The organism is Vibrio sp. 397, assembly GCF_033339395.1.
GTDB classification, from domain to species: domain Bacteria; phylum Pseudomonadota; class Gammaproteobacteria; order Enterobacterales; family Vibrionaceae; genus Vibrio; species Vibrio alginolyticus.
On the sequence record NZ_JAWOUN010000009.1, the window covers coordinates 179,021 to 201,198 of the forward strand.

General features: G+C 59.0%; 22 protein-coding genes and 4 pseudogenes. 8 read left to right on the forward strand and 18 right to left on the reverse strand.

Annotation, left to right across the window (positions count from 1 at the left end):
• Nucleotides 1–90: 90 nt before the first annotated feature.
• The 5 genes and pseudogenes from R7P36_RS16080 to R7P36_RS16100 form a co-directional block, all read right to left on the reverse strand.
• Nucleotides 91–990: an inhibitor-resistant extended-spectrum class A beta-lactamase VEB-1 gene (locus tag R7P36_RS16080; RefSeq protein WP_000706731.1), complete on the reverse strand. Its 900-nt coding sequence runs from the start codon at nt 988–990 to the stop codon at nt 91–93.
• 83 nt (nt 991–1,073) lie between these two features.
• Nucleotides 1,074–1,637 carry an AacA4 family aminoglycoside N(6')-acetyltransferase gene (locus tag R7P36_RS16085; RefSeq protein WP_112928758.1) on the reverse strand — a complete coding sequence of 188 codons (564 nt, stop codon included), beginning with the start codon at nt 1,635–1,637 and terminating at the stop codon, nt 1,074–1,076.
• A 145-nt stretch (nt 1,638–1,782) separates the two neighbouring features.
• Nucleotides 1,783–2,805, reverse strand: a complete 1,023-nt coding sequence (locus tag R7P36_RS16090; protein ID WP_318057402.1) for a DNA-primase RepB domain-containing protein — start codon at nt 2,803–2,805, stop codon at nt 1,783–1,785.
• Complete coding sequence (locus tag R7P36_RS16095) at nt 2,736–3,146, reverse strand: IncQ-type mobilization protein MobB (RefSeq protein WP_011117300.1); 411 nt, start codon at nt 3,144–3,146, stop codon at nt 2,736–2,738. The genes R7P36_RS16090 and R7P36_RS16095 overlap by 70 nt, the downstream gene beginning before the upstream one ends.
• A 106-nt stretch (nt 3,147–3,252) precedes the next feature.
• A pseudogene (locus R7P36_RS16100) lies at nt 3,253–3,894 on the reverse strand (MobA/MobL family protein); the annotation flags it as partial.
• 182 nt (nt 3,895–4,076) lie between these two features.
• On the opposite strand from R7P36_RS16100, the gene R7P36_RS16105 reads away from it, so the two are divergent.
• Nucleotides 4,077–4,337, forward strand: a complete 261-nt coding sequence (locus R7P36_RS16105) for a mobilization protein (protein WP_169573164.1) — start codon at nt 4,077–4,079, stop codon at nt 4,335–4,337.
• A gap of 604 nt (nt 4,338–4,941) precedes the next feature.
• On the opposite strand, the gene repC is transcribed toward R7P36_RS16105, so the two are convergent.
• From repC to R7P36_RS16135, 6 genes are all read right to left on the reverse strand, one after another.
• Nucleotides 4,942–5,787, reverse strand: a complete 846-nt coding sequence (gene repC / locus R7P36_RS16110) for a replication protein C, IncQ-type (protein ID WP_112928757.1) — start codon at nt 5,785–5,787, stop codon at nt 4,942–4,944.
• Nucleotides 5,774–6,613 (reverse strand): helicase RepA family protein, encoded by an 840-nt coding sequence (locus R7P36_RS16115; RefSeq protein ID WP_169573183.1) that lies wholly within the window; start codon nt 6,611–6,613, stop codon nt 5,774–5,776. The genes repC and R7P36_RS16115 overlap by 14 nt, the downstream gene beginning before the upstream one ends.
• Nucleotides 6,614–6,643: 30 nt before the next feature.
• Complete coding sequence (gene urfF / locus R7P36_RS16120) at nt 6,644–6,850, reverse strand: plasmid repression protein F (protein WP_112928753.1); 207 nt, start codon at nt 6,848–6,850, stop codon at nt 6,644–6,646.
• Nucleotides 6,851–6,906: 56 nt separating this feature from the next.
• Nucleotides 6,907–7,182 carry a hypothetical protein gene (locus tag R7P36_RS16125; protein ID WP_223847821.1) on the reverse strand — a complete coding sequence of 92 codons (276 nt, stop codon included), beginning with the start codon at nt 7,180–7,182 and terminating at the stop codon, nt 6,907–6,909.
• Nucleotides 7,183–7,243: 61 nt separating this feature from the next.
• Nucleotides 7,244–7,777, reverse strand: a complete 534-nt coding sequence (gene aadB, locus R7P36_RS16130; RefSeq protein ID WP_000381802.1) for an aminoglycoside nucleotidyltransferase ANT(2'')-Ia — start codon at nt 7,775–7,777, stop codon at nt 7,244–7,246.
• A 144-nt stretch (nt 7,778–7,921) separates the two neighbouring features.
• Entirely contained in the window at nt 7,922–8,821 is a 900-nt protein-coding gene (locus tag R7P36_RS16135; RefSeq protein WP_000706731.1) for an inhibitor-resistant extended-spectrum class A beta-lactamase VEB-1, read from the reverse strand.
• Between the two features lie 171 nt (nt 8,822–8,992).
• Between R7P36_RS16135 and intI1 the strand changes: the two genes are divergently transcribed.
• The gene (intI1, locus tag R7P36_RS16140; RefSeq protein WP_000845048.1) at nt 8,993–10,006 is read left to right on the forward strand and encodes a class 1 integron integrase IntI1; all 1,014 of its coding nucleotides are present in this window, start codon (nt 8,993–8,995) and stop codon (nt 10,004–10,006) included.
• 260 nt (nt 10,007–10,266) lie between these two features.
• Here the strand turns inward: intI1 and R7P36_RS16145 are convergent, their stop codons facing one another.
• The 4 genes and pseudogenes from R7P36_RS16145 to R7P36_RS16160 form a co-directional block, all read right to left on the reverse strand.
• Nucleotides 10,267–11,103: an APH(6)-I family aminoglycoside O-phosphotransferase gene (locus R7P36_RS16145; protein ID WP_000480959.1), complete on the reverse strand. Its 837-nt coding sequence runs from the start codon at nt 11,101–11,103 to the stop codon at nt 10,267–10,269.
• Nucleotides 11,103–11,906, reverse strand: a complete 804-nt coding sequence (gene aph(3'')-Ib, locus R7P36_RS16150; RefSeq protein ID WP_025464697.1) for an aminoglycoside O-phosphotransferase APH(3'')-Ib — start codon at nt 11,904–11,906, stop codon at nt 11,103–11,105. The genes R7P36_RS16145 and aph(3'')-Ib overlap by 1 nt, the downstream gene beginning before the upstream one ends.
• A gap of 65 nt (nt 11,907–11,971) precedes the next feature.
• On the reverse strand, nt 11,972–12,586 hold the full coding sequence (locus R7P36_RS16155) for a recombinase family protein (RefSeq protein ID WP_099593669.1): 615 nt from the start codon (nt 12,584–12,586) through the stop codon (nt 11,972–11,974).
• 351 nt (nt 12,587–12,937) lie between these two features.
• Nucleotides 12,938–13,117: pseudogene (locus R7P36_RS16160) on the reverse strand (tyrosine-type recombinase/integrase); the annotation flags it as partial.
• On the opposite strand from R7P36_RS16160, the pseudogene R7P36_RS16165 reads away from it, so the two are divergent.
• From R7P36_RS16165 to R7P36_RS16190, 6 genes and pseudogenes are all read left to right on the forward strand, one after another.
• Nucleotides 13,034–13,483: pseudogene (locus tag R7P36_RS16165) on the forward strand (DUF3363 domain-containing protein); the annotation flags it as partial. The pseudogenes R7P36_RS16160 and R7P36_RS16165 sit on opposite strands and share 84 nt — an antisense overlap.
• A 230-nt stretch (nt 13,484–13,713) precedes the next feature.
• Entirely contained in the window at nt 13,714–14,928 is a 1,215-nt protein-coding gene (gene floR, locus R7P36_RS16170) for a chloramphenicol/florfenicol efflux MFS transporter FloR (protein ID WP_106761485.1), read from the forward strand.
• Nucleotides 14,929–14,956: 28 nt separating this feature from the next.
• Nucleotides 14,957–15,256: pseudogene (locus tag R7P36_RS16175) on the forward strand (LysR family transcriptional regulator); the annotation flags it as partial.
• A 3-nt stretch (nt 15,257–15,259) separates the two neighbouring features.
• Nucleotides 15,260–15,898 carry a LysR family substrate-binding domain-containing protein gene (locus tag R7P36_RS16180; RefSeq protein WP_258236883.1) on the forward strand — a complete coding sequence of 213 codons (639 nt, stop codon included), beginning with the start codon at nt 15,260–15,262 and terminating at the stop codon, nt 15,896–15,898.
• 149 nt (nt 15,899–16,047) lie between these two features.
• Nucleotides 16,048–17,997: a conjugal transfer protein TraG gene (locus R7P36_RS16185; protein ID WP_106761483.1), complete on the forward strand. Its 1,950-nt coding sequence runs from the start codon at nt 16,048–16,050 to the stop codon at nt 17,995–17,997.
• Between the two features lie 39 nt (nt 17,998–18,036).
• The gene (locus tag R7P36_RS16190; RefSeq protein ID WP_001389365.1) at nt 18,037–18,801 is read left to right on the forward strand and encodes an IS6-like element IS6100 family transposase; all 765 of its coding nucleotides are present in this window, start codon (nt 18,037–18,039) and stop codon (nt 18,799–18,801) included.
• A gap of 492 nt (nt 18,802–19,293) precedes the next feature.
• Here R7P36_RS16190 and mphR(A) read toward each other — a convergent pair whose 3' ends face one another.
• From mphR(A) to R7P36_RS16205, 3 genes are read right to left on the reverse strand one after another with little or no spacing between them, the layout of a single operon-like run.
• A complete protein-coding gene (mphR(A), locus tag R7P36_RS16195) occupies nt 19,294–19,878 on the reverse strand; it encodes a macrolide-binding transcriptional repressor MphR(A) (protein ID WP_001137892.1) in 585 nt (194 codons plus the stop codon).
• Nucleotides 19,878–21,116, reverse strand: a complete 1,239-nt coding sequence (gene mrx(A) / locus R7P36_RS16200; protein ID WP_000004159.1) for a macrolide resistance MFS transporter Mrx(A) — start codon at nt 21,114–21,116, stop codon at nt 19,878–19,880. The genes mphR(A) and mrx(A) overlap by 1 nt, the downstream gene beginning before the upstream one ends.
• A complete protein-coding gene (locus tag R7P36_RS16205) occupies nt 21,113–22,018 on the reverse strand; it encodes an Mph(A) family macrolide 2'-phosphotransferase (RefSeq protein ID WP_000219387.1) in 906 nt (301 codons plus the stop codon). Before R7P36_RS16205 ends, mrx(A) begins: the two co-directional genes overlap by 4 nt.
• Between the last annotated feature and the right edge of the window lie 160 nt (nt 22,019–22,178).

Genomic DNA, 22,178 nt, shown 5'->3' on the forward strand with positions numbered 1-22,178 from the left:
CAAACCGAGAAAACGCTCGGGCGGGCTACCGACTTTGCAAATTGCACTTCAACCCGCCATTGCCTATGAGCCAGTGTTAGCGGTAGTTTTTTATTTATTCAAATAGTAATTCCACGTTATTTTTGCAATGTCTGAAATAATCTTTTCATTAATTTCCGAAGTTTCTTTGGACTCTGCAACAAATACGCTTATAAAAATTAATTGTCCATTCGGTAAAGTAATTACCCCAACATCATTAGTGGCTGCTGCAATTCCATTATTTATTCCGGAAGTCCCTGTTTTATGAGCAACAATTGTATTCTTTGGTAATTGTCCTTTTAATCGGTTACTTCCTGTTGTTGTTTCTCTCATAATTTTCCAAATAAAATCATAACTTTTTTTAGAAAGTAATTGGTTCTTATTATTATAAGTATCTATTAACAGTTTGTTCATCGCTGTTGGGGTTGCCCAATTTTGATATTGGGTATTCCAATCCTTGTGCATTTGTTCTTCGTTTGCTTTGATTGAAATATCAGTGAAATGATTAGCATTCAAGAATTTTTGAACAGAATCAGTTCCTCCGATTAATTTTAGCAAAATATCACAACCAATATTGTCGCTCTCTGATACTGTATAATTTAGTATTTGTTCAATCGTCAAAGTTGTTCCATTAGGGAATTCCTCTTTAATCGGACTCCACGTTTTAGGCAAAAGGTCTTGAGGGGTAATCTCTATTTTTTGTTCAAAAGAAAGATTCCCTTTATCTATCTCAGACAAAACGGCTAAAGCAATCGGAAATTTCATAACGCTTTGCATCGGGAAATGGAAGTCGTTATTAATCTTCAAAGTATCCTTCTCATTGCTGTTGAATATTGCTACTCCTATTCTGGCATTTTTTGCCTTTAAAACATTCTCAATTTTCAAAGTTAAGTTGTCAGTTTGAGCATTTGAATACACAATTGTAAAAAATAAACTTAACAATACTAATAATATCCTTTTTACGATTTTCATATGTCTGTACTCCTATCTGGTTAAATTACCGCTAACACCTGAATTAAGCCGCGCCGCGAAGCGGCGTCGGCTTGAATGAGTTGTTAGGCAACACCGCGCTTTCTCTCGAAGGCTTGTCGTGTTTGAACCATGTAAACCGCCGGCCCGTCAGGCGTGGTGATGATCTTCTCCCGCACGAATCCTGCCTTCTCATAGCAGCGTATGGCTCGATGGTTGTTCGGAGTCGGGTCGGTCTGAATCTTCGTCACGGTGGGGTCCGAGAACAGTAGTTCAACGAGAGCGCGGACAAGCCTTGTTCCTAGGCCTTTGTTCAACTGTGTCGGGTCAGCCAGAGACTGGTCTATTCCTCGCACTCCTGGATCAGTTTCATCTTCCCACCAGCCATCACCGCTTCCGAGCGCGACGTACGACTGAGCATAGCCGATCGGTTCCTCGCCCAGCATTGCGATGTACGGTGTTACGGACTCTTCCGCCATCGCTCTGGGCAGGTAGTGTTCCAGCACTTCATCAAGAGTCGGTCGCTCTTCGTCACCACCCCACCACTCAACGATGTGCGGCCGGTTGAGCCAATCATGGAGCATCGGCAGGTCGCGCTCGGTCATGAGGCGAAGAGTTATGGGGGGGGTGCTCGCGGCCTTGCGGCCCATGGCTCGCTGCTGTTCGGCAAAGCGGGCCTGTCGTATAGCGTTAGGGGTGGCCAGCAGGTTGCCGGTACGCTTGTCGTGTTGGTCTTTCATCTCAAACCCTCCATTAGAGCTAACAGTATACCACCAGTTAGCGCTAACGCAAGCATTACATACTTAAATCTGGCCCCCGACTGCGCTGCTTCTGGGTCTGCTTCGCCAGCTCGGCGCGGGCCTCCTGCACCTGCGGCAGCTCCATCACTTTCTGTACCGTGCGCTTGATGTAATCGGCCTCATGGCCTGCCTTGCGCTCCATGATCGCGGGGCTGGCCTCGGCCATGGCCTTGGCGATCTCGTCCGGCTCCCGGCCCTTGCTGGCCAGCTTCATAGCCGCAATGAAGTCGCACTTGCTGAGGTCGTCACCGAAGCGTTTGACCAACCCGGCCATTTCGCTGCGGTAGTCGTCCACGGCGCTGCGGCGATACCGGCGCACACTCCGCGGGGCGGTGATCTCGGCCAGTCGTGCCGTCCGTTCCTGTTGGCGCTTAATGCTGTCCAGCACCTGCCCGGCCTGCTGCATCAGCTCCGGCCCTGCGGTGGCGGTCTTGCCCTTGGATTCACGCAGCAGCACCCACGGCTGATAACCGGTGCGGGTGGTGTGCTTGTCCTTGCGGTTGGTGAAGCCCGCCAAGCGACCATAGTGGCGGCTGTCGGCGCTGGCCGGGTCGGCGTCGTACTCGCGGGCCAGCTTCCGGGCGATTACGCCCCTGTGACCTGCTGGGGCGTCCTGAGCCACTTTTACCCATGCCTGATAGTTCTTGGGGCTGGTCTCCACGATCAGCGCCGGCTCCCGGCCCTCGGCTTTCATGTCATCCAAGTCGAACTCACTGAGATCGTCCACCAGCACCAAACCATGCCGCTCCTGCTCGGCGGGCCTGATATACACGTCATTGCCCTGGGCATTCATCCGCTTGAGCCATGGCGTGTTCTGGAGCACTTCGGCGGCTGACCATTCCCGGTTCATCATCTTGCCGCTGGCGGCATCCCGTATGCCGATGTCGTACCGGTCGCAGCCCATGGCCTTGAGCTGCCGGGCGATGGCTTGCGCGGTGCGGTCACCCTTTACTTGAGCTTGAAAACCAGCCATATACCCCCCTGTTGTTCGATGATTTGCGGCTCCAGCCAAAGCCATGATGCGATCAGCAGCGCCAGAATAGGCGTCACGGAAGCGATCAAGACCCCGGCCCACAACTTCCATGTCCAGCCACGGGCGGCGCTCCGGGCGCTCTGCGCGGCGCTGCTCACCTCGGCGGCTACCTCCCGCAACTCCTTGGCCAGCTCCACCCATGCCGCCCCTGTCTGGCGTTGGGCTTTCAGCCACTCCGCTGCCTGCGCCTCGCTGGCCTGCTGAGTCTGGCTCATGACCTGCCGGGCCTCGTCGGCCAGTGTCGCCATGCTCTGGGCCAGCGGTTCGATCTGCTCCGCTAACTCGTTGATGCCTCTGGACTTCTTCACTCTGTCTATCGCGCTCATGCTCGATAACCTCCCGGTATTCTTGTAAGTCGATGATCTGGCCGTTGGCCGTGTCGATGGCTAGGGCGGTGTCGGCCCGCTCGGTGCGGATGCCCCGGCCCTCCATCTCCACCACGTTGGGGCCAAGATGGATGCCCGGCAGGCGCTCGATGCCCTGCGCCTCAAGTGTTCTATGGTCAATGCGGGCGTCGTGACCAGCCCGCTCTAATGCCCGGTTGGCATGGTCGGCCCATGCCTCGCGGGTCTGCTCAAGCCATGCCTTGGGCTTCAGGCTCTCGGACTTCTGCGCCCCGCCCCGCTCTGGCTGTTTGGCGTTGTACCGCTTGAACCACTGGTCAGCCGGGCGCTCGATACCGTCGTTCTTCCGCTCAGAGATCATCAAGTGGCAATGGGGGTTCTCACCTTTACCGGCATGAATGGCCAGCGTATACGGCAGGCGCTCGCCCTCGGTCAGATGCCGGGCGAATTCGTCCACCAGCTCCCGCTGCTGATCTAGGGTCAGTTCGACCGGCAGGGCAAACTCAACCTCTTTGAACAGCCGCCCATTGGCGCGTTCATACAGGTCGGCAGCATCCCAGTAGTCGGCGGGGCGCTCGGCCCACTCGGGCAGGTGGCCGGACTGAGTGTGCAGCACCTCGTCACGGTCGCGGGAGTAACGGCCCTCCCGCTGGATGTAATCGGCTTTCGCCTTGGCCGACTGGCCGCCGTTCCGGCTGCCGGTCTTGGCCGTAAGGTGATAGATGGCCATAGGGGTTTAGCTCCATGCAATGGCCCTCGGAGAGCGCACAGCCCCAAAGGGGTGCCCGCAGGGCAGTTTCTCGAAGAGAAACCGGTAAGTGCGCCCTCCCGTTAGAATGACGGTCGGGGTTTGCGGTGTCTGTGCTCCGATGATAGCATGATGGCAAGCACATAACCAAGGGGAATGTCAACATGGCAAAAGCAGCGGAACGGCTCGCCAAGCTGGAAGAGCAACGGGCACGGATCAACGCCAAGATCCAGCGGGTCAGGGCACGGGAGCAGCAGCAAAAGCGCAAGGAGGACACCCGGCGCAAGGTGCTGGTAGGCGCGTGGATACTCGGCAAAGTCGAAAGCGGCGAGTGGCCAGAACAGCGCTTGCTCGATGGGCTGGACAGCTACCTAGAGCGCGACCATGACCGGGCGCTGTTCGGACTGCCACCCAAGCAGGAATAGCAGCCACAGGAGCATGGCCAGCCGGAGCCGCAAGAGGGGCAAGGGTGAGCTTCTACCGGCTGACACCTGCCGAGATCGAAGCCCTGCAGCAAGAGATGCGAGAGGCGGGCGCGACCATCAAGGCGGAGATAGCCAAGCGCAAGGTGGCCAGCATGGCCCCTGCGGGGCTTCACACGCGCCCCCGCCCTGCGGGCAGGGGTAAAGGCCGCTAAAGCGGCTAAAGGCGTCTGCGGCTTCCTGTGGCGTCTGTGCATGGGGTTTGGGTTTGCGGGCCTTGGCCCGCCTTTTCCCTACCGCGGAGCGGTGGGGGCGGTGTGTAGCCTAGCGCAGCGGATAGATCAGTTATCCGGCCTCTGGCCGGGCATTTTGGGCAAGGGCAAACAGCGCCCCACTAGGGCGCTGTTAACCGCGCCTAGTGGATTATTCTTAGATAATCATGGATGGATTTTTTCAGCACCCCGCCAGCCCCCGCCCCTGCTGGGTTTGCAGGTTTGGGGGCGTGACAGTTAACGGGGGGGTTCGTGACAGTTAACGGGGGGGGGCGTGACAGTTAACGGGGGGGGCGTGACAGTTAACGGGGGGGGCGTGACAGTTATTGCAGGGGTCAGCCTGCCGCCTTGGGCCGTGCGATGTCGTACTTACCCGCCGCATACTCGTTCACCGTCCAGCCCAGCGCGATCAGCTCCGGCAGCGCCTCGCGCACCCGCTGGCGTCTCTTGCGCATGGCGGCCCCACTGGCCTCTGACGGCCAGACGTAGCCGCACAGGGTATCTATGGCCGCCTTGCCGGTCTTGCCGGGGTCGATCCAGCCACACAGCCGCTGGTGCAGCAGGCGGGCGGTTTCGCTGTCCAGCGCCCGCACCTCGTCCATGCTGATGCGCACATGCTGGCCGCCACCCATGACGGCCTGCGCGATCAAGGGGTTCAGGGCCACATACAGGCGCCCGTCTGCCTCGTCGCTGGCGTACTCGGCAAGCAGCCGGAAGCCCTGCCGCTTGCGGCCATTCTGGGCGATGATGGACACCTTCCAAAGCCGTTCAATGCAGTCCCTGATGGGCTTTGAGTCCTCGATATTGGCATAGCCTATTTCACGAGCCAGCGCCCGATAGCTACCCTTGACCACCATGGCGTCAGCGGTAACGGCTTCCCATTTGGGTTCCAGGAACAGCCGGAGCTGCTGCCCGCCGGGGGTCTCCGGTTCTGGCTCTAGCACCAGACCACTAGGCCCGGCCATGGCCACCAGCCCCTGCAGGATGCGCAAATCATCAGCGCCCAGCGGCTCCGGGCCGCTGAACTCGATCCGCTTGCCGTCGCCGTAGTCATACGTCACGTCCAGCTTGCCGCGCTTGCGCTCGCCCCGCTTGAGGGCACGGAACAGGCCGGGGGCCAGACAGTGCGCCGGGTCGTGCCGGACGTGGCTGAGGCTGTGTTTGTTCTTAGGCTTTGCCACGAGGCACCCCCTTGCTCTTGTGCTGCTTTTCCAGCACGGCGGGCTTGAGTACCCCGCCGTCATGCCGCCTGAACCAGCGGTCTTTGAACGGTGCCCCATAGTTGGCCTTGCTGACTCCAAAGCGGACGAAATAGGGCCGCTGCGTGTCGTCTACGCCCCATTCCTCGGCCTCACCGGTGGTCATGCCGGACAGGTACGATTGCCAGCGGATGTTATCCACCAGCACGGACGATCCCCGGCTGGCCTGCTGCTGGTCGCCTGCGCCCATCATGGCCGCGCCCTTGCTGGCATGGTGCAGGAACACGATAGAGCACCCGGTATCGGCGGCGATGGCCTCCATGCGGCCAATCACTTGCGCCATGGGGCCGCTGGCGTTCTCTTCCTCGATGTGGAACCGGCGCAAGGTATCCAGCACCATCAAGCGGCGTCCCTCAGCGGCTCGCTTGAGGCCGTCGAACCACTCCGGGGCCATGATGTTGGGTAGGCTGCCGATCAGCGGCTGGATTAGCAGACCGTCAGCCACGGCTTGCCGTTGCTCGTCGGTCAGGCGTTCCCCCAATGCGTGCAGGCGGTGATGTATGGCGGTGGGCGGGTCTTCGGCGGGCAGGTAGATCACCGGGCCGGTGCGCAACTCGCCCACGTCCAGCAGGTCGGGGCCGCCTGCGATCTGTGCGGCCAGTTGCAGGGCCAGCATGGACTTGCCGGCCCCACCGGGGGACACCAGCGCCCCCACGGTGCCGGCCACCATGTTGGGCAGTACGTAGTCAATCGGTGGCGGTAGCTCTGTGAAGCTCGCCAGAATGTCGATAGGCTTATGGGTAGCCATTGATTTGCCTCCTGTGTAGGCGGTTGGTGGTTAGGCGCTGGCGGGGTCACTACCCCCGCCCTGCGCCGCCCTGAGTTCTTCCAGATACAGCCGCAGCGCCTCGGCCTCTGCGTCTGTGGCCCATATCTTCCGGGCCTTGCGGCCCATGGCTCGCTGCTGCTCGGCAAAGCGGGCCTGTCGTATAGCGTTGGGGGTGGCCAGCAGGTTGCCGGTACGCTTGTCGTGTTGGTCTTTCATATTTCCTCCGCATTAGAGCTAACACCATAACAGGCATTAGCTCTAATGCAAGTGTTTTATCCTAATGTCGGCCCTCGGTACTGCTGTTTCTCGGCCTGCTTCGCCAGCTCGGCGCGGGCCTCCTGCACCTGCGGCAGCTCCATCACCTTCTGCACCGTACGCTTGATGTAATCGGCCTCATGGCCCGTCTTGCGCTCCATGATGGCGGGGCTGGCCTCGGCCATGGCCTTGCCGATCTCGTCCGGCTCCCGGCCCTTGCTGGCCAGCTTCATGGCCGCGATAAAGTCGCACTTGCTGAGGTCGTCACCGTACCGCTTGACCAGCCCGGCCATTTCGCTGCGGTAACACCTGAGTTAAGCCGCGCCGCGAAGCGGCGTCGGCTTGGACGAATTGTTAGGCCGCATATCGCGACCTGAAAGCGGCACGCAAGACCTCAACCTTTTCCGCCCCGAGTGAGGTGCATGCGAGCCTGTAGGACTCTATGTGCTTTGTAGGCCAGTCCACTGGTGGTACTTCATCGGCATAGTAAAAGTAATCCCAGATGATCGCCTCCCAGCTGTTACAACGGACTGGCCGCCCGGCGATGACGCCCTCAGCCGCCTCTGGGCACGAGCCCTGCGGAGCCTCCGCGATTTCATACGCTTCGTCTGCCCACCAAGCAGGTTCGCAGTCAAGTAACTCATCCCCGATCTCCGCTAAGAATCCATAGTCCAACTCCTCCATGACGCGCCCGCCGAGCATTTCAACTATTGCCTCGAGCTCGCCGCGCCTCTCGCCGGGAAACGTCAGATCAATATCATCGTGCTTGCGTGTTACACGCCCTAGCCGTGCATCGATCGCCCAGCCCCCACCGATCCAGAGCGGCAGATTTCGCTCATCTGCCGCAGCTAGAATTTTGTGTATCAATGTGACCTGCGTTGTGTCCATGCGGCCTAACGGTTTGGGCTATGGGCAGTGGCGGTTTGCGTGAGCCTTTCCTGTCAAACCGAGAAAACGCTCGGGCGGGCTACCGACTTTGCAAATTGCACTTCAACCCGCCATTGCCTATGAGCCAGTGTTAGCGGTAGTTTTTTATTTATTCAAATAGTAATTCCACGTTATTTTTGCAATGTCTGAAATAATCTTTTCATTAATTTCCGAAGTTTCTTTGGACTCTGCAACAAATACGCTTATAAAAATTAATTGTCCATTCGGTAAAGTAATTACCCCAACATCATTAGTGGCTGCTGCAATTCCATTATTTATTCCGGAAGTCCCTGTTTTATGAGCAACAATTGTATTCTTTGGTAATTGTCCTTTTAATCGGTTACTTCCTGTTGTTGTTTCTCTCATAATTTTCCAAATAAAATCATAACTTTTTTTAGAAAGTAATTGGTTCTTATTATTATAAGTATCTATTAACAGTTTGTTCATCGCTGTTGGGGTTGCCCAATTTTGATATTGGGTATTCCAATCCTTGTGCATTTGTTCTTCGTTTGCTTTGATTGAAATATCAGTGAAATGATTAGCATTCAAGAATTTTTGAACAGAATCAGTTCCTCCGATTAATTTTAGCAAAATATCACAACCAATATTGTCGCTCTCTGATACTGTATAATTTAGTATTTGTTCAATCGTCAAAGTTGTTCCATTAGGGAATTCCTCTTTAATCGGACTCCACGTTTTAGGCAAAAGGTCTTGAGGGGTAATCTCTATTTTTTGTTCAAAAGAAAGATTCCCTTTATCTATCTCAGACAAAACGGCTAAAGCAATCGGAAATTTCATAACGCTTTGCATCGGGAAATGGAAGTCGTTATTAATCTTCAAAGTATCCTTCTCATTGCTGTTGAATATTGCTACTCCTATTCTGGCATTTTTTGCCTTTAAAACATTCTCAATTTTCAAAGTTAAGTTGTCAGTTTGAGCATTTGAATACACAATTGTAAAAAATAAACTTAACAATACTAATAATATCCTTTTTACGATTTTCATATGTCTGTACTCCTATCTGGTTAAATTACCGCTAACTTTGTTTTAGGGCGACTGCCCTGCTGCGTAACATCGTTGCTGCTCCATAACATCAAACATCGACCCACGGCGTAACGCGCTTGCTGCTTGGATGCCCGAGGCATAGACTGTACAAAAAAACAGTCATAACAAGCCATGAAAACCGCCACTGCGCCGTTACCACCGCTGCGTTCGGTCAAGGTTCTGGACCAGTTGCGTGAGCGCATACGCTACTTGCATTACAGTTTACGAACCGAACAGGCTTATGTCCACTGGGTTCGTGCCTTCATCCGTTTCCACGGTGTGCGTCACCCGGCAACCTTGGGCAGCAGCGAAGTCGAGGCATTTCTGTCCTGGCTGGCGAACGAGCGCAAGGTTTCGGTCTCCACGCATCGTCAGGCATTGGCGGCCTTGCTGTTCTTCTACGGCAAGGTGCTGTGCACGGATCTGCCCTGGCTTCAGGAGATCGGAAGACCTCGGCCGTCGCGGCGCTTGCCGGTGGTGCTGACCCCGGATGAAGTGGTTCGCATCCTCGGTTTTCTGGAAGGCGAGCATCGTTTGTTCGCCCAGCTTCTGTATGGAACGGGCATGCGGATCAGTGAGGGTTTGCAACTGCGGGTCAAGGATCTGGATTTCGATCACGGCACGATCATCGTGCGGGAGGGCAAGGGCTCCAAGGATCGGGCCTTGATGTTACCCGAGAGCTTGGCACCCAGCCTGCGCGAGCAGCTGTCGCGTGCACGGGCATGGTGGCTGAAGGACCAGGCCGAGGGCCGCAGCGGCGTTGCGCTTCCCGACGCCCTTGAGCGGAAGTATCCGCGCGCCGGGCATTCCTGGCCGTGGTTCTGGGTTTTTGCGCAGCACACGCATTCGACCGATCCACGGAGCGGTGTCGTGCGTCGCCATCACATGTATGACCAGACCTTTCAGCGCGCCTTCAAACGTGCCGTAGAACAAGCAGGCATCACGAAGCCCGCCACACCGCACACCCTCCGCCACTCGTTCGCGACGGCCTTGCTCCGCAGCGGTTACGACATTCGAACCGTGCAGGATCTGCTCGGCCATTCCGACGTCTCTACGACGATGATTTACACGCATGTGCTGAAAGTTGGCGGTGCCGGAGTGCGCTCACCGCTTGATGCGCTGCCGCCCCTCACTAGTGAGAGGTAGGGCAGCGCAAGTCAATCCTGGCGGATTCACTACCCCTGCGCGAAGGCCATCGGTGCCGCATCGAACGGCCGGTTGCGGAAAGTCCTCCCTGCGTCCGCTGATGGCCGGCAGCAGCCCGTCGTTGCCTGATGGATCCAACCCCTCCGCTGCTATAGGGGTCGTTTGCGGGAGGGGGCGAAATCCTACGCTAAGGCTTTGGCCAACGATATTCTCCGGTAAGATTGATGTGTTCCCAGGGGATAGGAGAAGTCGCTTGATATCTAGTATGACGTCTGTCGCACGTGCTTGATTGCGGCCGCGATAGCTAGATCGCGTTGCTCCTCTTCTCCATCCGCGTTCCAAGCCGCGGAAAGACACCCGTAAGCGTACGCCTGGTCGAGCAGCCGACGCGGATCGACGTCCAGCGCACGAGAGAATGCGTCCGCCATCTGTGCAATGCGTCTAGGATCGAGACAAAGGTCGTCTCTGTCAGCCGGATCGTAGAACATATTGGCGGCGCCAAAGCCCACTTCACCGACCAGACCGACTGGATCTATCACCAGCCAGCCGCGACTGGAGAACATGATATTTTCATGATGCAGATCGCCATGTAGCCCACGCAGTTCCGAGGCATTGCTCATCATTTGATCGGCTATAATCGCCGCGTGGACGTAGTCAGTTTGACGACCTGCGTTTTGATCGTCACGCGCCCGCTGAAACAAAGCTGCAAAGCGCTCCCGGATCGGGAGAAGAGCAGAAGGCAGGGGTTCCTCAGATGCGGCATACAGCTTCGCCATCAGTTCCGCTGCAATTTCGGTCGCCTGGTAGTCGCCGTGCTCGGCAACGATGTGAGAGAGCATTCGCTCCCCGGCATATTCGAGCAACATCAGATTGTTCTCACGACCGAGCAACCGGACTGCTCCCCTCCCACTGCGCCATACCAGATAGTCGGCCCCGCGCAGTTCATCAGCAATGTCTTCTATAGGTTTCAATCCTTTGACGATTGCAGGAGTCCCGTCTGGCAAAAAAACTTTCCAAACGAGGCTGGAAAAGGTGTCCGCAATGAGAACAGGTTGGGAAACGTGCCAATGAGCAGGAAAAACAGGCGGCATGAACATCAACCCCAAGTAAGAGGGTCCAATCGCAGATAGAAGGCAAGGCGTTCGCGGTCGGGGGCTTCGATCCCCAATACATTGAATAGGACAGCGAAGGCGCGCTCTGCTTCATCTGGCGCTGCCCAGTTCTCTTCGGCGTTAGCAATCATGAGTGCCAAATCGGCATAGCGATCTGCTGTTCCGAGCCGCCCAAGGTCGATCAGACCCGTACATTGAAGAGTTCTAGGGTCTACCATGAAGTTCGGCATGCAGGGATCACCATGGCAAACAACCATATCGGTGCGCTCTTGGTCGAGCCGCACCGGTAGCTCTCGTTCGACACGAGCCAAAAGATCGAGCTGCGGCGTACTCTTGTCCTCGTCAGGTAAGAAGTCGGGATTGACGGCATTGCGGGACACCACATCAACGGCGCGTCCGATCATTCGCGACAGCCTGCGCTCAAACGGACATTGATCAACCGATAGGCTGTGAACAGCCCCAAGTTGCTGCCCCATTGACGGCCACGCTTTGAGCAAATCTGCTCCAGACAGATCCGCCGCCGGTACTCCCGGAATTGCCGTTATCACTAGGCATGCGCCCTCCTGTTCCTCCTGCCAGTTGATTACCTCGGGGCAAGCCACACCTCGACCTTTGAGCCAAATGAGGCGGTCACGCTCTCCAGCGAGCTCACCGCGACGGGAAGCAGGTGCGATTTTCGCGAAGGCATGCCCGTCACCACGTCGAAAAACAAAATCACCGGATTCTCCGCCTCTGACAGGCAACCAGTCAGAATGCGATTCACCCAAAAAAATATAAGTCCGATTCAATGGAGGTTCCTTCAGTTTGCTGATGAGGCGCGGAGGTGGCTCAACCTGCGAAAAGAAAAGAGTTGCTATGCAAGGCCAAGAACATGCTTTCCATGGTCTCTGAGCTCGCCTTTGGGGCCGACGTACCGGTAGAGAGTGACGCGCTCGATGCCAAGTTCCTTGCAGAGATCGGAAACTGAAGTATCGCGCTGGGCCATGGCGGCTTGGGCGAGACGCACCTGAGCTTTGGTGAGCGCGAATTTTCGTCCGCCCTTGCGACCGCGCGCTCTCGCGGAGGCGAGACCCGCCATGGTGCGCTCTCGGATCAGATCCCGCTCGAACTCAGCCAAGGTGGCGAAGATTCCGAACACCATGCGACCGGACGCAGTCGTGGTGTCGATCTGAGCGCCCTTTTCAGTCAGAACCCGCAGGCCGATCTTGCGGTCTGACAGCTCCTTCACCGTGTTGACCAGATGGGCAAGCGATCGTCCGAGGCGATCGAGCTTCCAGACCACCAGCACATCGCCGTCACGCAATGACTTGAGGCAAGCGGTCAAACCAGGGCGATCATCACGACCGCCGGAAGCAAGATCATCATAGATATTGTCCCGTTCGACACCTGCGGCGCGCAAGGCGTCGTGCTGCAGGTCGAGAGACTGCGAGCCATCGGCTTTGGAGACGCGGGCATATCCGATCAGCATGTATCACAAACGTTCGATTATGTGACAGTGTGAGCCAGAACGTGCCGGTCGTCAAAAATTGTCACTTAACCCGTAATTCTGTCTAAGGCATACAAAGGGTGTTTATGGTTAGTAAAGTGACGGCGCAAGACAGCATCGTGCAGGGGACTTGTCGTTTTCAGAAGACGGCTGCACTGAACGTCAGAAGCCGACTGCACTATAGCAGCGGAGGGGTTGGATCCATCAGGCAACGACGGGCTGCTGCCGGCCATCAGCGGACGCAGGGAGGACTTTCCGCAACCGGCCGTTCGATGCGGCACCGATGGCCTTCGCGCAGGGGTAGTGAATCCGCCAGGATTGACTTGCGCTGCCCTACCTCTCACTAGTGAGGGGCGGCAGCGCATCAAGCGGTGAGCGCACTCCGGCACCGCCAACTTTCAGCACATGCGTGTAAATCATCGTCGTAGAGACGTCGGAATGGCCGAGCAGATCCTGCACGGTTCGAATGTCGTAACCGCTGCGGAGCAAGGCCGTCGCGAACGAGTGGCGGACCAGCGCCGCGAGCATCATATCGAACAGGGCGACGCCGCCCGAGCGCGGGACGGCCGCATCTTCTATCGGCGTAGTCTTCTCGCCACGTTGCGCGAACGCGAGGTTGCCCGCGTCGGCGCCGAGATGGCCGAGAGCAAAGGTCTGCCGTTCCGCGCAGCAGCGGATGGCGAGAGCGTCAGCGGCAAGTTCACCGGCACCGTGCAGCTATCGAGCGGCAAGTTCGCCGTGGTCGAGAAATCCCATGAGTTCACCCTTGTCCCATGGCGGCCGATCATCGACCGTCAGCTCGGCCGCGAGGTCATGGGCGTCGTGCAGGGCGGATCGGTGTCTTGGCAGTTGGGCCGGCAGAGAGGGATTGGACTCTAGGTGGTCCAACCCCGGATTGGCAGCTCGACGCATTGCGATGGAAGGGATGATCGGATAGAATCGCCATCCATCTTTTCAATGTGAGGTCAACGGCATGGGAGCCAGTATTACAGCAGACAAGTAAGCCGCAACAACAAGCATTGTTGTTGCGGCGTTCTGTAAGACCAATCCTGTTTGATTGCTGACGAGCAGACGCCGCCCGGAATCCTTATTCGAGAGGTTGATTCGTCATGACCACCACACGCCCCGCGTGGGCTTATACGTTGCCGGCAGCTCTGCTGCTGATGGCTCCCTTCGACATCCTCGCGTCACTGGCGATGGATATTTACCTTCCCGTCGTTCCGGCGATGCCCGGCATCCTGAATACGACGCCATCTACTATCCAACTCACGTTGAGCCTCTACATGGTGATGCTCGGCGTGGGCCAAGTGATCTTCGGGCCGCTTTCGGATCGCATCGGGCGACGGCCAGTCCTGCTTGCTGGCGGGGTGATTTTCGTCGTTGCGTCTCTCGGAGCAGCATGGTCGTCAACGGCCGCAGCCTTGGTCGCCTTCCGCCTGCTTCAAGCGGTCGGCGCATCGGCTGCGCTGGTGGCGACGTTCGCGACGGTTCGCGACGTGTATGCCAGCCAGCCCGAGGGCGTCGTCATCTACGGCCTTTTCAGTTCGATGCTGGCCTTCGTACCTGCTCTTGGCCCAATCGCTGGAGCACTCATCGGCGAGTTTTTCGGATGGCGGGCGATATTCGTCACGCTGGCTGCGCTTGCGTTACCCGCACTCTTGAATGCCGGTTTCAGATGGCACGAAACCCGCCCGTTGGACGGAGCAGGAACGCGCCGATCCGTTTTGCCGATCTTCGCGAGTCCGGCCTTTTGGGTTTACACGGTCGGCTTTAGCGCCGGCATGGGCACTTTCTTTGTCTTCTTCTCGACGGCCCCCCGCGTGCTCATAGGCCAAGCGGACTATTCGGAGATCGGATTCAGCTTAGCCTTCGCCACTGTCGCATTCGTCATGATCGTGACAACCCGCTTCGCGAAGTCCTTTGTCGCCAGATGGGGCATCGCGGGATGCGTGGCGCGTGGGATGGCGCTGCTCGTTTGCGGAGCGGTCCTGTTGGGGATAGGCGAACTCTACGGCTCGCCGTCATTCCTCACCTTCGTCCTACCAATGTGGGTTATGGCGGTCGGCATTGTCGTCACGGTGTCTGTTACCGCCAACGGCGCGCTTGCACAGTTCGATGACATCGCAGGATCGGCAGTCGCGTTCTACTTCTGCATTCAAAGTCTGATCGTCAGCATCGTCGGGACATTGGCGGTGACGCTGTTAAATGGCGACACCGCATGGCCCGTGATCGTCTACGCGACGACGATGGCGGTGCTGGTATCGGTGGGTCTGGCGCTACTTCGATCCCGCGACGTTCCTTCCGAGAGGTCGCCAGTCGTCTAACCGGCGATTGGTAGGACGGCTGGCACCCATGCGGCGCACCCGCCATCGCAGCCTCGTGAATGGCGGTATCCTGTCCGGCAGGATACCGCTCATTTCCCTTGTTCAGTTCGTTGCCGTCGCTGAGCATCTGAACTTTCGGCACGCGGCCAACGCGCTCGGCGTCAGTCAGTCGAGCGTCAGCGCGCGCGTTAAGGCGCTGGAAGAAAATCTTGGTGTCCTGCTGTTCGAGCGCCATGCGCGAGGCGTCCGGCTGACGGATGCAGGCAGACACTTCATGGAGCGGGTCGTGGCAGGCGTCGATCAACTCGATCACGCCGTCAAGACCGCCGGCATGACAGCGCAAGGCGAATGCGGCCGGCTACGCATCGGTGTCTATGCCCTGATTCCGGGCAGCTTCCTTGCAGAGCTGATTGGTCAGTATCGAAAGGACCATCCCAATCTCGACATCGAAATCACGGAGGGCACAGCACGCGATACTCTCACGCAGCTTCGAGCCGACCGGCTGGATATTGCGTTCGTTGCCGGCACGTCCAAACCGCCCGACTGTCATTCCCGGCGAATATGGACCGAACCCCTTTTAGCCGCTGTGTCGGCGCGGCACGCTCTTGTTGGACGCTCGGCCGCCACATGGGCTGATCTGGCAGCGGACACGTTCATCGTCAGACATGGTGGCACCGGCCCACAAGTGCATGACCATATCGTTTTACGCCTTGCCGGAACCTGGCCCGCGCCTTCGATCCTTAGATTTGATGTTGGGCGCGGCACCTTGCTGTCGATGGTGGGACAGGATTTCGGTATCACTGTCATAGGTGCGGCTTCGTCCCTCTTGCCAACATCCGGGGTGGTCTTCCTGCCGATCACCGACGAACCCGAGCCGGTCGCTTTCTCGGCGGTCTGGTCGCCTCACAATCGCAGTGTTGCGCTCCGAAATTTGCTTGGACTCGCCGACAAGATGAGCCGATCTAATTGATTCATTTGGATGTGCTCGAAATTGCGAGCACCCATCCTATTTGCCGCCGATAGTATCCGGCAGCCCTCCTGCATCATCTTTGCTATTGCCTCCCGCGCAAACGCTTATTCTCTAATCGGCTCAATCTCTCTTGCCAACTGGAGCCTGCATTGCGCGGAGGCCGAATCCTTTGGGGTCAGATCGCTGTCGTTTTCACCATCGTTCTGGTGATGACGTGGGCGGCGACGCAATGGATAGCATTCCGCCTCGGCTTCCAGCCGCAGCTTGGCAATCCGTGGTTCGAGCTGGTGGGCCTGCCGGTCTATTATCCACCGGCCTTCTTCTGGTGGTGGTTTTCGTTCGACGCCTATGCGCCCGCGATCTTCGTCGAGGGCGGCATCATCGCCGTATCGGGCGGCTTCCTCGCCATCGCTGCCGCCATCTTCATGTCGATCATCCGCGCGCGCGAAGCCCGGAACGTCGCCACCTACGGTTCGGCGCGATGGGCCGAGGACAGAGAAATCCGCGCGGCCGGATTGCTCGGCCCCGATGGCGTCCTGCTCGGCCGATACGACCGGGACTATCTGCGCCATGATGGTCCCGAGCATGTTCTATGCTTCGCCCCGACGCGCAGCGGCAAAGGCGTCGGGCTGGTGGTGCCGACGCTGCTGACATGGCCGGCATCCGCCATCGTTCACGACATAAAAGGCGAGAACTGGACGCTGACAGCGGGCTTCCGCGCGAAGCATGGCCGCGTGCTGCTGTTCGATCCGACCAACGCCAGATCGTCGGCCTACAACCCGCTGCTGGAGGTGCGGCAGGGCGAATGGGAAGTCCGCGACGTGCAGAATATCGCGGATATTCTGGTCGATCCCGAAGGCAGTCTCGACAAGCGCAATCATTGGGAAAAGACCAGCCATAGCTTGCTGGTCGGCGCGATCCTGCATGTTCTCTACGCGGAGAAGGATAAGACCTTGGCGGGCGTCGCCAACTTCCTGTCCGATCCCCGCCGCCCGGTCGAGGCGACCTTGCGCGCCATGATGGACACGCCGCATCTCGGCGAGGCGGGCCTTCATCCCGTCATCGCGTCGTCCGCCCGCGAACTGTTGAACAAATCCGAGAACGAGCGGTCGGGCGTGCTCTCCACCGCCATGTCGTTTCTCGGCCTCTACCGCGATCCCGTGGTGGCGCGGGTGACGGCGCATTGCGACTGGCGCATTGCCGATCTGGTCGGCAGCCGCCAGCCCGTCACGCTCTATCTGGTCGTGCCGCCATCCGACATTAACCGCACAAAGCCGCTAATCCGCCTGATCCTCAACCAGATTGGGAGGCGGTTGACCGAGGAATTGACCACCTCCGGCAAGCGCCATCGCCTGCTGTTGATGCTCGACGAGTTTCCGGCATTGGGCAGGTTGGATTTTTTCGAGTCCGCCTTGGCCTTCATGGCAGGCTACGGAATCAAAGGCTTCCTGATCGCGCAGAGCCTCAACCAGATCGAGCGGGCCTATGGGCCGAACAACGCGATCCTCGACAACTGCCATGTGCGCGTCAGCTTTGCCACGAATGACGAAAGGACCGCCAAAAGGGTGAGCGACGCGCTCGGCACCGCGACCGAGATGCGCGATTCCACCAACTATGCCGGCCACAGGCTCGCGCCGTGGCTCGGGCATCTCATGGTTTCACGGCAGGAGACAGCCCGGCCGCTGCTCACGCCGGGCGAAATCATGCAGCTTCCGCCTACCGATGAAATCGTCATGGTCGCGGGCACGCCGCCGATCCGCGCGACCAAGGCCCGCTATTTCGAGGACGCGCGGTTGCAGGAACGCATCCTGACCCCGCCCGATCTGGTCGCCGCTCCGCTGGCGCCCAGCCCATCCGCCGATGATTGGTCCGGCCGCGTGGTCGCGGCGGAAAGCCGTTCCGCGACGAGGGGAAACGAGGCCGAGGGCGACCCGGCCAATGCCGGCATCCGCCGCGAGCCGGAATTGCCCGAGCATGAGGAAATCGTCACGCCGACGCCATCGCCCGAACAGGAGTTCGAGTTTCTGGACGACGAGCCGGACGTTGACGCCGCCAAGGCCCGCGCCATGCGCCAGCGGGCTCTGTTGCAAAAATCGTGAAGCTTGAGCATGCTTGGCGGAGATTGGACGGACGGAACGATGACGGATTTCAAGTGGCGCCATTTCCAGGGTGATGTGATCCTGTGGGCGGTGCGCTGGTATTGTCGCTATCCGATCAGCTATCGCGACCTTGAGGAAATGCTGGCGGAACGCGGCATTTCGGTCGACCATACGACGATCTATCGCTGGGTCCAGTGCTACGCCCCGGAGATGGAGAAGCGGCTGCGCTGGTTCTGGCGGCGTGGCTTTGATCCGAGCTGGCGCCTGGATGAAACCTACGTCAAGGTGCGGGGCAAGTGGACCTACCTGTACCGGGCAGTCGACAAGCGGGGCGACACGATCGATTTCTACCTGTCGCCGACCCGCAGCGCCAAGGCAGCGAAGCGGTTCCTGGGCAAGGCCCTGCGAGGCCTGAAGCACTGGGAAAAGCCTGCCACGCTCAATACCGACAAAGCGCCGAGCTATGGTGCAGCGATCACCGAATTGAAGCGCGAAGGAAAGCTGGACCGGGAGACGGCCCACCGGCAGGTGAAGTATCTCAATAACGTGATCGAGGCCGATCACGGAAAGCTCAAGATACTGATCAAGCCGGTGCGCGGTTTCAAATCGATCCCCACGGCCTATGCCACGATCAAGGGATTCGAAGTCATGCGAGCCCTGCGCAAAGGACAGGCTCGCCCCTGGTGCCTGCAGCCCGGCATCAGGGGCGAGGTGCGCCTTGTGGAGAGAGCTTTTGGCATTGGGCCCTCGGCGCTGACGGAGGCCATGGGCATGCTCAACCACCATTTCGCAGCAGCCGCCTGATCGGCGCAGAGCGACAGCCTACCTCTGACTGCCGCCAATCTTTGCAACAGAGCCCGCCGTGCTAGTCTGCTCGGTGATGGTGGAGTGAAGCCAACCCGCAATCGGGTTATGAATCTGCATCGCGATTCGCAATCAGCTGTCTCTTGAGCATGTCGAACTCCTGCGATGTTATCTCGCCGTGCTCGTGCTGCTACACCAACTTGTCCAACTCATCCGCCACACCGCTCCCCACCACCTGCGATGGCCAGGTTGTTTGCTGGGCGCATTGGCGGAGTATCGTCTCGACCCGGGACACCCACACCGGCACAACCTTACGGGAGTGATTCACTGTCAAAGAATCGGCCCGGTGCTCTGACGCAAGTATCGGGATGGTCACCATTTGTAAGCCGTAGACCTGAGTGGTGATCAAGACTTCGATACCACCGACCGTACCGGTACTAATCGACGACGGTCGTGTTCGTCGCCTGCCGCAGGGACTCTGCACACCTCCGTTTACGCATGTGCCTGGAGGAGTTGGAAATCGTCGTGTTCGGGAAACATTAAACACAGGATGGCAGCGATCTGAGCCAGCACATGATCAGCTAGCTCACCATCCGGATCGACGGCCCACTGCATCGTCGCGCCAGCGATGACCGAGTGCAGGAGCAACTCAGCTGCCGCAGGAGCACCTGGGGGCAGTCGCTTGCGGATCCCCTCCACCACCGCGCGGTTCCGCTGGATCGCAAGCGTGCGTAGCTCCGGCACCTGGAGCTCGTACCAGGAGATGAGATAGTTCACCGAGAAGTCGTTGCGAGTGTTCATGCTCCGAACGAGCACCTGCAAAAATTCCCAGAGCCCTTGCGGCCCTGCGCCTATCGGTATCGCATTCAGGTAATGCCGCACCTGCTCGACGCCGCGCTCCATCATCCTCACCAGCAGCGTATCGCGGTTGGTGAAGCGCTGGATTAACGCTGCGCGGGAGAGCCCCACCTCCTTTGCTACTCCGCTGAGCGTGAACTCTATGGGACCGCAACGCTTCAGCACTACGGTGGCGGCCTCGAGTACCTCGTCATCGGACTTGAGCTTGGGGCGGGGCATCAGTGTTCACCTTCTGTATGGGTTGGGGCGGAGGCTGTGGCTGCCGCCGCCATTGTAGCAAATTGAAGACGGAGCGAGAGTAGAGCCACGAGCCCCGCAAACACGGCCGATACAACGAGGCCAGGGAGCGGACCAGCAAGGTCGACAAACGCGCCGGCCGCAAGCATAACCATGGGCGAGGCTGACAGCATCACCGCCGAGACCGTGCCGAGTACCCGGCCGAGAAGTTCTGGCGGCGTGCGGTTGTAGATGGCAGCGTTGAGAATGGGAGAGACTGAGCCGGTCAGCAGTCCCACGAGCGCGCCCAACAACATCAGCACCGGCACGCCTGGCAACTGTGAAAGCAGAAGCGAGCCCACCGCAGAGCCACAAAATGCCACCGCCAGCCAGTTCTGCGCTGATATCCGGGCGCCGACCGACGCATGAATGGCAATGCCAAGGAGACCACCAGCCCCCATCATTGAGGAGAACAGCCCGAGCTCTGCTACTTGGCGTCCTGCATCTACAAACAGCGCAGGCATGATGACGCTGCCGTTGGCGCCAACGATGCCCACGAAGATCATCACTATACCAAAGAGAGGGCGCAGCAGGGGTTCGCTCCAGAGAAAAGCGACGCCGGCGCGCATGGAGAGAGTCGCCGTCGTGGTCATCGTCCGAGCGGCACGCGCGGGAAGCACCCACGCGCCGAGCAGACCTGCAAGGACGGAGCAGAACGCCGTCAGCCCGAGCGTTGGCGCAGCGCCAAGCAGGCCGATTGCGGCCCCCCCAAGGGCCGGGCCACCTAGAATCGCGACGTTCCCGATCACCGCTTTCAGTGACGAGACGCGCTCAACGGAGAGCCCGGCGACGTGGCCGAGTTTGGGCAGCTCACTGTCCTGCGCGGCCATACCGGGTGCGTCGAACGCGGCACCGAGCACCACGCAAGCGATCAGCCCAGTGTTCGAGAGGGCGCCAACGGCATCGAGCAGTGGGATGCTCGCCATGGCCACGCCGCCCACCACACCCGAGATCAATGCGACGGGCGCGCGCCCGAACCGATCGACGAGGCCACCACCAACCCACGCGCCGATGATGGTCGCGATGACGCTGCTAGCGGCCGTGGCGCCCGCCCAGGCCGCGCTCTTTGTATGAGACAGGACGAACCATGGAAGCGCGAGGGCCGCCACCGCGTTGCCGATCCGGAAGAGAAAGGTCGCCGCGAACAGCGTCGCGAGCGGGCTATATCGACGTTCGCTCATTCCGCTGCGGCGAGCTGCGCCTTCGCCGCAGCGAGGTACTCTTCGTTACCCGAGTCGAGGGCGAAGAGTGCGTAGGTGACCGCCCCGAACGCAAGGCGCTCCGCGATGTGGTGGGCGAGCCGCGGCCACACCCGGCCACCGGCCGCTTCATACGTGAGGAGGAGCTTCGCGAGCCCCTCTTCACCAAAGACCATAAGGTGCGCGGCCATGTCGATGGCAGGGTCATCAACGCGGGCCTCGCTCCAGTCGATCATCCCGCTGACGCGCTCCGTGTTGTCGATGAGCACATGGCCCACGTAGAGATCGCCATGCACCACCACGGAGAAATCTGGCCACGACGAATCGTCGTCGAGCCAGCGCTGCCACCGGTGGAGGCGCTTGTCGTTCACCACGAACTCGCGTCGGACGCGGTCAACGTCGTCGGCCACCTTCTGACGGGCCTGCGTCGGTGTACGGATGAGCATCCCCGCATCCACGGCGGCGGAAATGGGGACGGCATGCAGGGCGGCGAGCGCGGTCGCGAAGCTCTCCGCGAAGACCTCCGAGTCCTGCGGCACGACCCAGTCGGGCGTGGACGAACCAGGCTGGATGACCATCGCAGTCGAGTCTTCGAGCATGGGATAGGCAACGAGCTCGGCGTTGGCCACGCGCCAGTCCGGCACCGCGAACGGCAGGCGATTCTTGAGCATTGCCAGCACCCGCGCCTCTGGTTCGACCTTCGCGCTTACCTCGGCTCGGCGCGGGATGCGCAGCACCCACCGACGTCCATCGTCGACGGTGGCGATCACGATCCTATAGTCGAGCCCAAGCTCATTGACAGTCAGCGGGCCATGGAGCTTGAGCCCATGTCGGGCTGCAAGTGCGTACAGTTGGAAGGTATCGGCGGTCGTGACTACGGTCATGATTCACTCCTGAGGGCTTGACGGGTTTAGCCACCTAAATATAACAGTCACGTCGGTTATATTCAATCCTCATGCGAATCGGGGTACGACCCACAGCCCCCTCAGTACAGGTCCATCGTCACACCCGAGATCGTTGGGGTCCAGCTCCCAGTGGTTCGGA

Bases quoted from the DNA above. Each gene is read 5' to 3' on its own strand.
- urfF (WP_112928753.1), bottom strand. From the start codon at position 6,850: ATGAAAGACCAACACGACAAGCGTACCGGCAACCTGCTGGCCACCCCC.
- R7P36_RS16135 (WP_000706731.1), bottom strand. From the start codon at position 8,821: ATGAAAATCGTAAAAAGGATATTATTAGTATTGTTAAGTTTATTTTTT.
- R7P36_RS16105 (WP_169573164.1), top strand. From the start codon at position 4,077: ATGGCAAAAGCAGCGGAACGGCTCGCCAAGCTGGAAGAGCAACGGGCA.
- R7P36_RS16145 (WP_000480959.1), bottom strand. From the start codon at position 11,103: ATGTTCATGCCGCCTGTTTTTCCTGCTCATTGGCACGTTTCCCAACCT.
- aadB (WP_000381802.1), bottom strand. From the start codon at position 7,777: ATGGACACAACGCAGGTCACATTGATACACAAAATTCTAGCTGCGGCA.
- floR (WP_106761485.1), top strand. From the start codon at position 13,714: ATGACCACCACACGCCCCGCGTGGGCTTATACGTTGCCGGCAGCTCTG.
- intI1 (WP_000845048.1), top strand. From the start codon at position 8,993: ATGAAAACCGCCACTGCGCCGTTACCACCGCTGCGTTCGGTCAAGGTT.
- R7P36_RS16180 (WP_258236883.1), top strand. From the start codon at position 15,260: ATGACAGCGCAAGGCGAATGCGGCCGGCTACGCATCGGTGTCTATGCC.
- R7P36_RS16125 (WP_223847821.1), bottom strand. From the start codon at position 7,182: ATGGCCGGGCTGGTCAAGCGGTACGGTGACGACCTCAGCAAGTGCGAC.
- R7P36_RS16090 (WP_318057402.1), bottom strand. From the start codon at position 2,805: ATGGCTTTGGCTGGAGCCGCAAATCATCGAACAACAGGGGGGTATATG.
- R7P36_RS16115 (WP_169573183.1), bottom strand. From the start codon at position 6,613: ATGGCTACCCATAAGCCTATCGACATTCTGGCGAGCTTCACAGAGCTA.
- R7P36_RS16205 (WP_000219387.1), bottom strand. From the start codon at position 22,018: ATGACCGTAGTCACGACCGCCGATACCTTCCAACTGTACGCACTTGCA.
- R7P36_RS16155 (WP_099593669.1), bottom strand. From the start codon at position 12,586: ATGCTGATCGGATATGCCCGCGTCTCCAAAGCCGATGGCTCGCAGTCT.
- R7P36_RS16095 (WP_011117300.1), bottom strand. From the start codon at position 3,146: ATGAGCGCGATAGACAGAGTGAAGAAGTCCAGAGGCATCAACGAGTTA.
- R7P36_RS16080 (WP_000706731.1), bottom strand. From the start codon at position 990: ATGAAAATCGTAAAAAGGATATTATTAGTATTGTTAAGTTTATTTTTT.
- R7P36_RS16085 (WP_112928758.1), bottom strand. From the start codon at position 1,637: ATGGGCCGCAAGGCCGCGAGCACCCCCCCCATAACTCTTCGCCTCATG.
- R7P36_RS16190 (WP_001389365.1), top strand. From the start codon at position 18,037: ATGACGGATTTCAAGTGGCGCCATTTCCAGGGTGATGTGATCCTGTGG.